Annotated in this window: 12 protein-coding genes; 6 read left to right on the forward strand and 6 right to left on the reverse strand. The window is 46.7% G+C overall.

The features are described from left to right. The first annotated feature begins 325 nt into the window (after positions 1-325). From Q0R37_RS01085 to Q0R37_RS01110, 6 genes are all read left to right on the forward strand, one after another. A complete protein-coding gene (locus tag Q0R37_RS01085) occupies positions 326-1369 on the forward strand; it encodes a leucine-rich repeat protein (protein ID WP_294750201.1) in 1044 nt (347 codons plus the stop codon). Positions 1370-1389: 20 nt separating this feature from the next. Next, the gene (locus tag Q0R37_RS01090) at positions 1390-2733 is read left to right on the forward strand and encodes a serine/threonine-protein kinase (protein WP_294750203.1); all 1344 of its coding nucleotides are present in this window, start codon (positions 1390-1392) and stop codon (positions 2731-2733) included. A 44-nt stretch (positions 2734-2777) separates the two neighbouring features. Continuing rightward, the gene (locus tag Q0R37_RS01095) at positions 2778-3653 is read left to right on the forward strand and encodes a VWA domain-containing protein (RefSeq protein ID WP_294750204.1); all 876 of its coding nucleotides are present in this window, start codon (positions 2778-2780) and stop codon (positions 3651-3653) included. A 41-nt stretch (positions 3654-3694) separates the two neighbouring features. Further along, positions 3695-4609, forward strand: a complete 915-nt coding sequence (locus tag Q0R37_RS01100) for a PP2C family serine/threonine-protein phosphatase (protein ID WP_294750206.1) — start codon at positions 3695-3697, stop codon at positions 4607-4609. Positions 4610-4671: 62 nt separating this feature from the next. After that, a complete protein-coding gene (locus Q0R37_RS01105) occupies positions 4672-5805 on the forward strand; it encodes a proline-rich domain-containing protein (RefSeq protein ID WP_294750208.1) in 1134 nt (377 codons plus the stop codon). A gap of 206 nt (positions 5806-6011) precedes the next feature. Beyond that, entirely contained in the window at positions 6012-6548 is a 537-nt protein-coding gene (locus Q0R37_RS01110) for a hypothetical protein (protein ID WP_294750210.1), read from the forward strand. A gap of 211 nt (positions 6549-6759) precedes the next feature. Here Q0R37_RS01110 and Q0R37_RS01115 read toward each other — a convergent pair whose 3' ends face one another. The 6 genes from Q0R37_RS01115 to Q0R37_RS01140 all read right to left on the reverse strand — a co-directional run bounded on the left by Q0R37_RS01115 (position 6760) and on the right by Q0R37_RS01140 (position 12302). Beyond that, positions 6760-8961: a glycoside hydrolase family 11 protein gene (locus tag Q0R37_RS01115; RefSeq protein WP_294750212.1), complete on the reverse strand. Its 2202-nt coding sequence runs from the start codon at positions 8959-8961 to the stop codon at positions 6760-6762. 341 nt (positions 8962-9302) lie between these two features. Continuing rightward, the gene (locus Q0R37_RS01120; RefSeq protein WP_294750214.1) at positions 9303-9455 is read right to left on the reverse strand and encodes a cyclic lactone autoinducer peptide; all 153 of its coding nucleotides are present in this window, start codon (positions 9453-9455) and stop codon (positions 9303-9305) included. Positions 9456-9481: 26 nt separating this feature from the next. Further along, a complete protein-coding gene (locus Q0R37_RS01125; RefSeq protein ID WP_294750216.1) occupies positions 9482-10060 on the reverse strand; it encodes an accessory gene regulator B family protein in 579 nt (192 codons plus the stop codon). Between the two features lie 16 nt (positions 10061-10076). Continuing rightward, complete coding sequence (locus Q0R37_RS01130; protein WP_294750218.1) at positions 10077-10217, reverse strand: hypothetical protein; 141 nt, start codon at positions 10215-10217, stop codon at positions 10077-10079. Between the two features lie 100 nt (positions 10218-10317). After that, the gene (locus tag Q0R37_RS01135; protein ID WP_294750220.1) at positions 10318-11595 is read right to left on the reverse strand and encodes a sensor histidine kinase; all 1278 of its coding nucleotides are present in this window, start codon (positions 11593-11595) and stop codon (positions 10318-10320) included. After that, positions 11595-12302 (reverse strand): LytTR family DNA-binding domain-containing protein, encoded by a 708-nt coding sequence (locus Q0R37_RS01140; RefSeq protein ID WP_294750222.1) that lies wholly within the window; start codon positions 12300-12302, stop codon positions 11595-11597. The genes Q0R37_RS01135 and Q0R37_RS01140 overlap by 1 nt, the downstream gene beginning before the upstream one ends. Positions 12303-12466 lie beyond the last annotated feature (164 nt).

Below are 12466 nucleotides of genomic sequence, written 5' to 3' on the forward strand. Positions count from 1 at the left end.
GTCCGCGTGATAAACAAAATTAATCAAAAAAACTTATGCATTTTAATCAATTTTATACCTGTGGTTTAAACCAAAATCAACTATACAAAAATTGGTACAGCCAATCCTACCGCTGATATTTTTTGCCGATATTACGCTCTGTAATGAACTTAAAAAATTTGCACAAATACAGCTAACGATTTTTGTAAAAGATAATTCAATTTTGTCCAAGAGCCCTTTTTTCGCTTGACATCAATATAGAAAAGTGTTATACTAATCGTGATAACAATATAAATACGCAAATTTGCAGTTGCGCTGCTATATTCTTATGTCAGGAGGAGAGACCATGCAATGCGAAAAATGCAACGCACCACTTGACCCGAAGCTTTCTGCCTGCCCAAGCTGCGGAGCCCCTGTTCCGCAGAATATCGAAGGATTTGAAAACACAATGGAATTCCAGCATGAGCTTCGTGCGATCGTTGTAAATGACGGAACCCGCGCCGTTGCCAATCAGGACAGATTTATCGGTCTGCTTAGCGATCATATACCTGATTACGATAAGGAGCGCCGTCTTCTTATTAATATGTACAAAATGGGTATCCTTAAGATACTCCTCGAGGACAAGAACCACGAAATATCCATAATGAAAGCCAAGAGCTTCATGCTCGGCGATCTTTTCCTCTCGGAAAGCGCTTCCGAATTCGTAGTTGCCTGTTATACATACCTTCTCGGCTGGCCTTACGAATCGCATCTGAAGGTATATCCCGATGATGAGGACGGAGCGGATAAGAAGGACGACAATGCAAAAAAGAGACCTATGGATATCAACGAGATGGTATTCATGCCGCGTAACGCTCTGAGATACAGACTCAGCGGAAATATAGTCATTCCCGACGGATATACCAAGCTTGAAGCATTCTGCTTTGACAAGTTCGGTTCGCTCAGGACTATCAAGCTCCCCTCGACTCTCCTCGCTATCGGAGAATATGCTTTCTCTTCGTGTAAGAGACTGAGAGGACTTGAGCTCCCCGATGGACTCAGGATAATAAAGCAGGGCGCTTTCAGCCAGTGCTCAAATCTTGTGGTAGTCAAGATACCCGACGGAGTTCTCGAGATCGAGGACAGTACATTCTCTTTCTGTACAAGCCTCGAAGTCATAGAGATACCGCCCAGCGTCAGCAGTATAGGTGCGGAGGCATTCTCGGGCTGCGATAAGCTCAGAAAGCTCTTCCTCCCCGAAAGCATAAAGTTCATCGACGCCAATGCTTTCTCCTACTGCCCCAATCTTGTTATATACTGCATAGAGAATTCATACGTTCATAAATACTGTTTAGCCACTGGAATAAGGTTCATCCTCGTGACCTCGGCTGAAGAATATGAGCTTGACTAAGAAAGAAAGGATGAGATCATATGATAGAGCTTGAAATAGGTCAGGAGGTCGAGATGGAATTCGGCGGCAAAGCCAAGGTCCTCAGCGTCATCGGCAGCGGCGGTCAGGGTATTGTTTACCTCGTCCGCTTCAACGGTCAGAAATGGGCGCTGAAATGGTACGACATCAATAAGATGAGCAAGCCTGCCGCATTCCGCAAGAATCTCCAGAACAATATAAACGACGGTCCGCCGAGCAATAAGTTCCTCTGGCCGAAATACCTTACAAAAGAAGCGGAGGACGGTACCTTCGGATATATCATGGAGCTCAAGCCCGAGGGCTTTGACTCATTCGTTGATATACTGAATACCTATAAGCTTGAGATCGATCCGCTCACGGGACGCGGTGTGAAACGTCCCGTTAAGTTCAATACTCTCAGTGCAATGGTGACCTGTGTCATCAATATCGTAAACGCTTTCAGACAGCTCCACCGTGCAGGCAAGAGCTATCAGGACCTTAACGACGGAGGCTTCTTCATCAATGTGAATACAGGAGCCGTCCTCGTCTGCGACTGTGATAACATCGCACCTGACGGAAGCAACTTCGGTATCGGCGGTAAGCCGGGATATATGGCTCCCGAAGTCGTAAGAGGCATTGCCAAGCCGAATGTACAGACCGATAAGTACTCTCTTGCGGTAGTACTCTTCAAGCTCCTCTTCAGAGGAGACCCCATGGAGGGCGAAAAGGTCGTAAGAGATGTATGCCTTACAGAATCGTCCGAGCTCAAGCACTACGGTCAGAACGCAGTGTTCGTATATGACCCCAATGACGATTCAAACCGCCCCGTAAGAGGCATCCATGATAACATCATCAAATTCTGGAGGATCTACCCCGACTATATCAAGGAGGCTTTCATACGCTCCTTCACTACGGGCGTTTCGGATCCTACAAAGCGTATCATCGAGAACGAATGGCAAAAGCTGTTCATACGCCTCAGATCAGAAATTATACAGTGCGGCTGCGGAAGAACGAATTTCAGCTCAATGTTCATCCAGCATAACGAAAAGACCTTCAAGTGTCCGAAATGCGGAATGGAATTCGTTACCATCGGTTTCAGTAACCGCGATTACCGCACGCCACTCTATCTCGGATGTAAGTTCTACACCTGCGAGATAGTTCCCGAATCCGACGACTTCACGTCTGTTGCAGGCGAGCTTGTGGAGAATAAAGTCAAGCAGGGCGTCCTCGGAATCAAGAATTGCTCCGACAGACAGTGGAAGGCAAAAATGCCTGACGGAGTTTTCTACGATATCGCTCCCGGAAAGGGCTTCCCTGTATGGCAGGGGCTCGAGATCGATTTCGGCGAAGTTAAAGCACAGATCTAATCTGCCAAGCCAGAGCAGTAATACTGAAAGGATGTATGTAAATTATGAGCAATGAACGTTTTACAGAACCCGAAGTTAATGAGAATGAGAACATTACTCCTTCGGATGAATTGAATAACAATGTATCTGTATCTTCAGCTCCTGAAACAGACGACAGCATTCTCGATTTTGACGATGATCCCCTTAGCGCTACAAGCGTTTCCAAAAAGAGCCTTGTAGTATTCTTCCTGATAGATACTTCGGGAAGTATGAAAGGTAAGAAGATGGGCGAGCTCAATACCGTTATGGAAGAGCTCATCCCAGAGATACGCAGAGTCGGCGAAGCTGATACAGATGTAAAAGTCGCTGTTCTTACTTTCTCTACGGAAGTAAGATGGATGTACGCTAATCCTATCCCGATAGAGGATTTTGAGTGGGCAAGGCTCCGCGCCAGCGGCGTTACCAGCATGGGCGCTGCATTCAAGGAGCTCAACCACAGAATGTCAAGAAACAGCTTCCTTAATTCGCCTTCGCTCTCGTTCGCTCCTGTTATATTCCTTATGACAGACGGATATCCTTCCGACGATTACAAGGAAGGACTCAGAGAGCTCCAGACAAACAGCTGGTACAAGTTCGGCCTCAAGGCTGCGCTGGGTATCGGTCAGGAAGCAAACGATAATATCCTTGCCGAATTCACAGGCTCTAAGGATACAGTCGTTCACGCATATTCAGGCGGTCAGCTCGCACAGATGATCAAGATCATCGCTGTAACATCAGCTCAGATAGGCAGTAAGAGTATGACACTCTCTGATGATACAGGACAGGAGCTCGGCGAAGAGAACGTATTCGCTGCCAAGCAGAAGCTTCTCGGTCAGCAGATACAGGAGCTTGTCAATACCACAGGCGACGGCGACGATGTGCCGTTCGATACAGGCTGGTAATTAGGCCATCGGAAATTATTCCTGAGGAGGACTGAAAAAATATGTTCAACGGCTTCAGCCATTCGGTAATGGGCGCAAGTCATGAAAAAACGAACCTTGTTTGTCAGGACAGCTCTGCTTTCAAGGTAGAAGATCATTATGCTATCGCTGTCGTTGCCGACGGACACGGAAGCAAAAAGCACTTCAGAAGTCACCTTGGCTCAAAATTCGCTGTCGAGGCCGCTATAGAGGCTATAGACAGATATTATGAGGATCGTGAGGCGCTGGAAGCTAACCTTCCCGACAATTACAAATTAATACTCAAAAATATCGAAAAACAGATCATTTCAAACTGGAATGTCAGGATCGAAAAGCACCTTGCGGAGAACCCTGTTACCGAAGAGGAAAAGAGCAAGTTCACAAAAGAGGAATTCGAGGCTATACTCCCCGAGTCCTACTACGGCTCTACTCTCGTTGTCGCTGTTGCAGGCGAGAACTATACCTTCGGAGTACAGATAGGTGACGGAAGCCTTGTTGCTATCTTTGAAGACGGCAAGGCAGTCATGCCGATGGAATATAACGAGGCTGCACCTGCAAATGTTACAGCTTCCGTGTGCAATTCAAATGCAGCGGGAATGTTCAGCAGCTTTTATGCCCCCAACAAGAGACTTATAGCGCTCTATGGTTCTACCGACGGACTTTATACTTCCTTCGGAAGTGAGTATGACTTCCTTGATTATCATACGATAATCACAAGTCAGCTGGTAAACCTTGAGACATTCAAGACAGTCATAAAAAACAATCTCAGCAAGAGATCGCATTTCGGTACAGAGGATGATATATCACTCGCCTGTATCTATGATGAAGCGTTCCTTAATGAGAAACTTGACCTTATCAATCAGCGCGTAGCTGAAAACAAGAAGGCTGCTGCCGAAAGAAAAACAGCAGCGCTCAGCAAACAGGTAGAGGTCGAATGACTTCACTATGAGGCTAAAACGCAGGGAATGCGTTCAATAAATAAAGAAAAGTGGTGTTTTTTATGGAAATAGGCTCATTATACAATACAGCCAAAAACTTTGCGGAAACTTTAAAGCAGAAGAGGCCCGAGCTGACACAGTATGACGCTGAACTCTGCCTTATCATCGCAGATACGGGAGATATTTATTCAGGAGTATCAACTGTATCCATAAACGAAGGTGCAGTTGAGGACGTTTCAGCTGCAAAGATCGCAGTAATGTCTGTGGTCACAGCAAAGCACGTTATCGCAAAACAGCTTATCGTTGTTTCGCTGGACGATTTCATCTATATCAGACCCGATGACGAGGCTCTGGGTATACTTGTAAATTCAAGCGTGGACAACAGCAGCTGTGAGATAGTGCTCTCACCCGACGAGGCGGTTACTGCCGCAAGTCTCGTTCCCGCTTCCGAAGCTCCCGATTTCCTCAGCGGCTACGATGAGGCAGATCTTGGTGCTCCCGCTGAATTTGCAAACAGCATAGACGTTGATTCCGCTAATCCGTTTAATAATGAAACAGGCAATCAGGACGGCGCTCCCAATTCCCTCTACGCGCATCCCGAGGAAGCTCAGATGCAGGGCGCAAGCGGTTTCCCGAATATAAATCCGAACCAGCAGCAGGGTTATCCTCAGGGCTATCCGCAGCAGGGCGGCTTCCCGCAGGGCTATCCTCAGCAGGGCTTCCCGCAGGGCTATCCGCAGCAGGGCTTCCCGCAGGGCTATCCGCAGCAGGGTTACCCACAGGGTTATCCGCAGCAGGGCGGTTTCCCGCAGGGTTATCCGCAGCAGGGCTACCCACAGGGCTATCCTCAGCAGGGCGGTTTCCCGCAGCAGGGTTATCCTCAGCAGGGCGGCTTCCCGCAGGGCATGAATGCTGCTCCCTACAGACAGGGATATACAGGTCATTCGGTTCACGGCGGCGCACCCATGAGAAACGGAGTATATCAGCAGTCTCAGAGCGTAAGCGTTACCCTTACCTCCAAACCGGGCGGAGAGAGCGCTTTCAAGAAGAGACTCAACAGCTTCCTTGACACAGACGATGCAGATATGGCTAACGGCGCAGATTCCGCTGACGCAGGTATGTCTAAAGAAGATATGCTCAAGCAGGCAAAGGACAGAAAGAAGATCGCAAAGGCAAATCTCAATTTAAAGAAATAAGATTTGAATTGTTTTGGCCATTTTAATGACTTATGATCTTAATGCTTGGCAATTATTAACAAAGTTTTGGGTATTGCATTTTCTGTCTTTATGTGTTATAATTAATTTGTATCACTGCGACAGTACTTTAAACCATTAACTTTGCACGGACTTTGTACCTTTTAGGGTACAGGAGAATATATTATGCGTTAAGGAAAGGGATAGCTATGAATTATTTGCTCAATATTGATGAAGCGGTTGACCGGAAATTTCTTGTAACAAAGGCAATGCGCGGTCAGGCTGAGGTCGGCACTATAATCCATGTAATGGATGCCGAGCAGCAGGGACAGGCTGTAATAGTCTATTACCGCGTTACAAGATATAATGAAAAGTTCCACGATTATCAGGACTACACAGCAAAGTTTGAAAATCTTTCTGCGTTCTGTAAGTGGTGTCAGCCTGATAACTTCATCGCTCGAAATTATGAATGCTTCAGTATAAGAGATATACAGCACTACATAAAGGTCAAGAACAGAAACTTTGCTTCATTCTGCCTTCCTATAATCCTTATAGCAGCGATCATCATATGGGCTTGTGCTCTGCTGCTGTTCAAGGATAAGCTTATTATCGGAATAATAATCGGTGCTCTTCTTACACTTCTCGTGCTTTTCGGAGCTGTTTATCTGCTCAAGGTACAGAAGAAGAAGGAAAAAATGCGCCTTTACCGCAAGGTAAGTGCAGGCTGGGGCGTAGTTTTTGAATAAACTCCCCTGTTTTATATCGTAAGACGTTATGCTTCATCACATAATAACACTTTACGCACTTTCCCTTATGACCAGGAAGTAATACATCGCCCCTTTGAGCTTATGCTTAAAGGGGCGTTTGAGCGTTATAACGGAAATTATAATATAAGGGCAAAAAAACAAGGTCGGGAACATTGTCCCGGCCTTGTTTTGGTATAAGGTAAATTATGTCTTATAAGCTTTTGATGATACCGAGCAGGAATTCCTGTATCCTGAGAGCGTCGTTTGATGTAAGTCCCTTGGACTCTGTATAAACGTCGCCGTTTACCTTACCCTGCTCTGTGAGAGCGTTGGGGTCTGTACCGCCTACGCCGTACTTGTTAGGATTAGCAAGTGCCTGCATGATGAGAACAGCGTCACCCATATCTATATTGCCGTCGTTGTTGACGTCTCCTGCCTTTGTTACCTTTAACTCAGGAGCTGCTGTAGTTGTGGTTGTCGTTGTTGTAGGCTCTGTAGTAGTTGTAGTTGTGGTCGTAGTAGTTGTAGTAGTTGTAGTAGTGGTAGTTGTAGTAGTCGTTGTGGTAGTGGTTGTTGTAGTAGTTACAGGAGCAGAAGCCTTCTCGTAGTCCTCGATAACGCCTGCGAGGTAATTACCTATCTTCTTATAGCCGCCTCCGTTGGGGTGGAGCTGGTCGCCGCTGATATCGTTCATACCGTCAAGACAGCCGTGAACGTCGGCAAACTTTACGTTCTTGCCCTTGCCTGCATACTCTTCGGCAACGCTCTTTACTGTGCTGTTGTAGTTGCCGATCTTCTGTGTGTTTCCGCCGTAAGCTGTATGCTCGGGAACAGAACAGAGGAATATTACGCCGTCAGAAGGCATATCTGCAAGCATATAGTCGAGCATAGCGCGGAGATCTGATGCACAAGCGTCCATTGAACGGTTAGCTGTCAGATCGTTTGTACCGATCATGAGGAGTATGATATCAGGCTGGTTCTGCTTGACAACATTGCCGTTCTTGAGTTCGTTGTACAAGCTTCCCTTGCCGCCCTGCTGCTGTCCCCAGCTCGGAATTTCCTTGATCTGGTAGCCGCTGAAGCCTGCGTGGTTGTCGTCGTATGTGATACCGTTTGCGGAAGAGCTGTCTCTGCCGTTAGGTCCGACCATATCGATCTTATAGCCGTCCTTGGTAAGTGCGTCGTAGAGATACTTTCTGTATCCGCCCTGCTCGCCGTCGCCGTTGGTGATAGAGTCACCTGCAGGAAGGATCTTTATTACCTTATCTGTTGCAGCTGCGCCGCCGCCGTTATTGCCGCCGCCGTTGTTGCCGCCCTGCTGCTGACCGCCCTGTTGGTTCCAGTCGAAGCCGCCCTGCTGGCCGCCCCACTGCTGACCGCCGTTGTCGCCGCCCTGGAACTGGCTCCAGTCAAAGTTGCCCATATCGAAGCCGCCCTGCTGGCCGCCGCCTTGCTGACCCCAGTCGAAGCCGCCCTGCTGGCCGCCCCACTGCTGACCACCGTTGTCGCCGCCCTGGAACTGGCTCCAGTCGAAGTTGCCCATGTCGAAGCCGCCGCCCTGCTGACCGCCGCCGCCTTGCACGCCCCAGTCGAAGCCGCCCTGCTGACCGCCCCACTGCTGACCGCCGCCTGCATTTCCGCCGCCTGCATTTCCGCCGCCGTTGTCAGATGTAGCGCCTGCGCCTGTACCGTCTGTATTTACTGTAACGCTCTTTACGTTAGCCTGACCGTTTGATCTGTAGCCTTCGATGTTGAGCGATACTTCATAGAGAGTACCCGACATATCGAGACCTGCCTGTGACCATGCGTCAAAGTGCTTGGATACGTCGATAGTGCCCTTCATGTAGTTTGTCTGATTGTTTGCCGAGCCGCTTGTCTGACGGATGCTCCAGTACTGCGGGAAAGTCGATGTACCGTCAAGAGAGGGCTGGTTGTAACGCATCGTCTTTGCGATATCGTATGTATTTCCGTTGAGAGTTACAGTGCCTTTTCTCTCAGCACCGTCTCCGGGCGGACGCCAGTCGCCCCAGCCTTCAACGATGTAGTATTCCATAAGAGGGTTTCTTGTCCAGCCGTAAACGCACATATAAGAGTTTCCTCTTGGTGTGTATTCTACGTCATAGGTAAGTACGATCTCTCCGAAAGCCTTGTAATTCTTCTTCTGGCTGTCGAAGTTCTTACCCATACGAGCAAGGAAGTTCTCGATATTGCTCCATGAGCAGGTGAAAGAGCCTGCTGACGGGTTCATTGAAGCCTGTCCCTGTCCGTTCTGATTCCACATCTCGTAGTCGTAACCGCCGATGTTTCCTCTTGTCTGCTGGTCAGCTGCGTTTACTGCTGTAGGTAAGCATGATGCGATCATAAGAGCAGAAACTGTACCGCTGACTGCTTTTTTAAAGTTCTTGAAATTCAATAAAATCACTCCTCATTATACATTTTTTCTGTTTTCTTCCTGCGACAGTGTTTTTTTCTTTCCTCCTTTTTGTTAAAGTGAGATATAATCTCCTGATTTCCCATTCTATATTATTCTATTTCATCTTAAATATACACCATTTGTAGAAATTTGTAAAGATTATACAGAAAAAAGAGCAAAAAATGTTCGCGAAAAAGCAATAAACGACAAGTCATTATTTTGAAATAATGCAGAGTTCCCCGCAAACAAATAAAAAAATACCGCCATAAGGCGATATCATGTCTTGGAATGTATAACAAAAGCTTCCAGCAAGCGAAAGCAGGAAGCTTTATCAAAATATCCTATTCATTTATGTACTTCTTTATACTTTCGGGGACTTTTGGCTGATTGAACCAGAACCAGCAGGCTCTGGACGCTGCGAGCTTACCTGTTGCAAGCGCAGCAGCTGCAATAACTGTACCATATCTTGACATGAATGATCTCAATAATTTCATAATTACATCCTTCCCTCCAATTATTATTATTTTATAAGTGATCCTTTTATCTTTTCAGCAAGCACCGAGGCGGCTGAAAGTGATACTCCCGAGGCTGTGTAAAACGGCAGATCGGGACGTATAAAAAATAATACTACACAGAGCGCAGACCATATACACAGAAGCATAATGGCTCTTTTCCTGAGTTTAAGTCTTGATCTGTTGGAAAGAGGGTTATTGGGATGTTCAACGGGAGCAAACATGAGTACGGTGATTGCGGAAATTATCAGGAACACCGCCGCTGAGACAGTTTTTGCAGCATCAGGCATGAACTTGAATGCCGCCGCATACGCTATGAGCGCTGCAACGAGCACGGCAGTACAGCCTATATGCGTCCTTGCGTGAAATCCGCCCGCATTCAGCCGCATCGTAATGAACGAGACTGTAAAAAGAGCAAATGCGGGGAGCTCTCCCGTAAGTACTGCAACTGTCACGACCACAGAAAAATTGATGAGCGTGGAAAACATGATCTCCAGCCCGAAGGCATAGGCTTCGGTATCATCAGGGTCGATAATATTATTATCTGAAAAGAAAACCGCAGTTTTCAAGGCTAATTTTTCTATCACGGATACTCCTTCTTTGTCAGCGGGGGTGGGGTATGTACCCGATGACAATATCACGAAGCTCCGCGATAATAAGCGGAGTATCCACGGCGTTGGCTGTGGATAAGATGCCTGCATTCTGACGGAGCAGACTACTTCTTATGATATCGTATCGGAGCATTCAAATCAAGACTTATGCGTGAAATGTATTTTTTAGACGTGAAATGCGATTATTGTTCATTATTTGTTAATGATTTATATACAAATGTGCAGATAGCATATCATTTGTATGCGATAAGGACATCGGCTGTAAATATGCCTTTATCCCATTTGAACGAGAATATGCCGTCAAGCTGCTTTACGGCTTCCTTTACGCTGCTGACGCCTATGCCGTGGCCGTATCCACTTTTCGTGGTCTTTAGGTGGTCAGCGTCCACCTCGTCCGAGGAGTTCATAACGCAGATACGCAGCTTGTTGTTGTTCTGTATAAGCGAAATATATACGAATTTATCGTCTGTAGAGGCGCTTTCCGCGCCCTCTATGGCATTATCGAGGAGATTTGCGATTATCCTGCACAGCAGGAGCTCGTCGATATGCATTTCATCGGGGAATACCACCTTGCAGGAAAAGGGCAGGTCAAGCAGTCTTGAGCGCTCCCATTTCATATTGACTATGGCGTCAACGGAGGATATACCCGTATAGCAGACGCCGCCTGCGGACATTACCGATGAATAGAGCTTGTCGAGGTGCGCCATAGCCTGCGGGCTTTCGCCCTGTCCGAACATTATCCTCGCCGCTGAGAGCTGATTGCTGATATCGTGCTTGAGCTGACGTATCTCGGAATATTTTTCCTCTATGAGCTTGTAGTTTTCCTCCTCCGATTTCAGGCGCTGCTCCATGAGCTGGAGCTTGATAGTATTTGAATAGGTATCGAAGAAGTCGAAAACGAACACGTTCAGCAGGAATATTCCCGCTACGGATATCAGGTAGACTATAGTCTCGCGGGGGGCAAGCTTATCGGAAACAAATATGCCGTTGAGTATGATAAGGCTCAGCAGCGGCACGAATATGATGAGCAGCCAGTTCTTGAAGGGTATCTCGCGCTGTTTCGGTCTGAGGTACTCGGATATGTACATTGCTATCCAGAAGCAGAAAAGCTTCGAGCAGGCCATACCTATAATACGTCCCATGCCCATATTGAGCAGCTCGTTGGGAGTGCCGAAATTCAGCAGCGTCAGAGCGCCCATTGCCAGAGCTTCCGAAGCGATAACGGCTATAACGAACAGCAGGCAGTAGAAAATGACGTCCCTTACCCTGCTTTCAAACATTATAAGTGACATGACTATCATTGATGCCAGCGTAATACCGATATTGACCCATGCATTTGCCTTGAAAAGGGTAACGCAGTTTATTACGCCGAACATGACGGCGGCGGCGGGTATTAGACACCACAGCCAGTACCTGTACTTCTGCTTCATTATATGGTACAGGTAAAAAACGATTATGCCCGCTTCGCACAGCGAATTAGCGGACTCTATAATAATATCCGAAAGCTCCATCAGCTCCACCTGCTTCTGCTGTATTCCATAAAACACTGTTTTATGTTCTTTATATGGTTACGGCTTGCGAACAGGGTAATACCGTTGCTGAGGATAACTTCGTTTTTTCGTATGTAGTCTATATTTGCGATATTTACAAGACTGCTCTTGTCAAGCCTTACGAACATGAGGTCGGCAAGCTGCTTTTCGCACTCGGAAAGAGTGCCCTTTGTAAAATAATCTCCGTTTTTCGTATGTATGAGCAGCTTATGTGAAAAAACTTCTATATAATACACGTCGTCGGTGGAAAGCTTTTCCTCCTTGTCGCCGTCGGAAGCGATGATGTACCGTGTATTTCTGTAACATTCGCGCACTGCGTCCTCAAGCTGCTTCATATAGACGGAACGGGGCTGATTTTTCAGTATATACCTGAAAGCCCTTACCGCATAGCCCTGACACGCGAATTTTTCATATCCCGTAAGGAATACTATGATGACCTTGTCGTCGATATCACGCAGGAATTCGGCAGCCTCAAGGCCTGTCATGCCGTCCATCTCGATATCGAGCACTATTATGTCATATTTTCCTTTGGAAAAGCCTTCAAGCAGTTCTTTGCCGCTGCTGAACTCATCAAAGCTGAATTCATTCTCATATGACTGGAATGAGCAGAGCTCTTCCCTTACTTTGGAAATATACTTCTGTTCATCATCACATATAGCTATATTCACATACCGTCCCTCCTGACTGTCATCATTTTTTACCCGGCTGACTATGTTTCAGACGTTGAGCGACGGAATATTGAAGCTGCTTGAACATATCATTGCTACTTGATTATACTATATTATTCATAATTTGTCAATCGTTTTTCAACTATTTCTAATAATAAAATGAA

It is taken from the genome of uncultured Ruminococcus sp. (assembly GCF_946415235.1).
Classification (GTDB): domain Bacteria; phylum Bacillota; class Clostridia; order Oscillospirales; family Ruminococcaceae; genus Ruminococcus.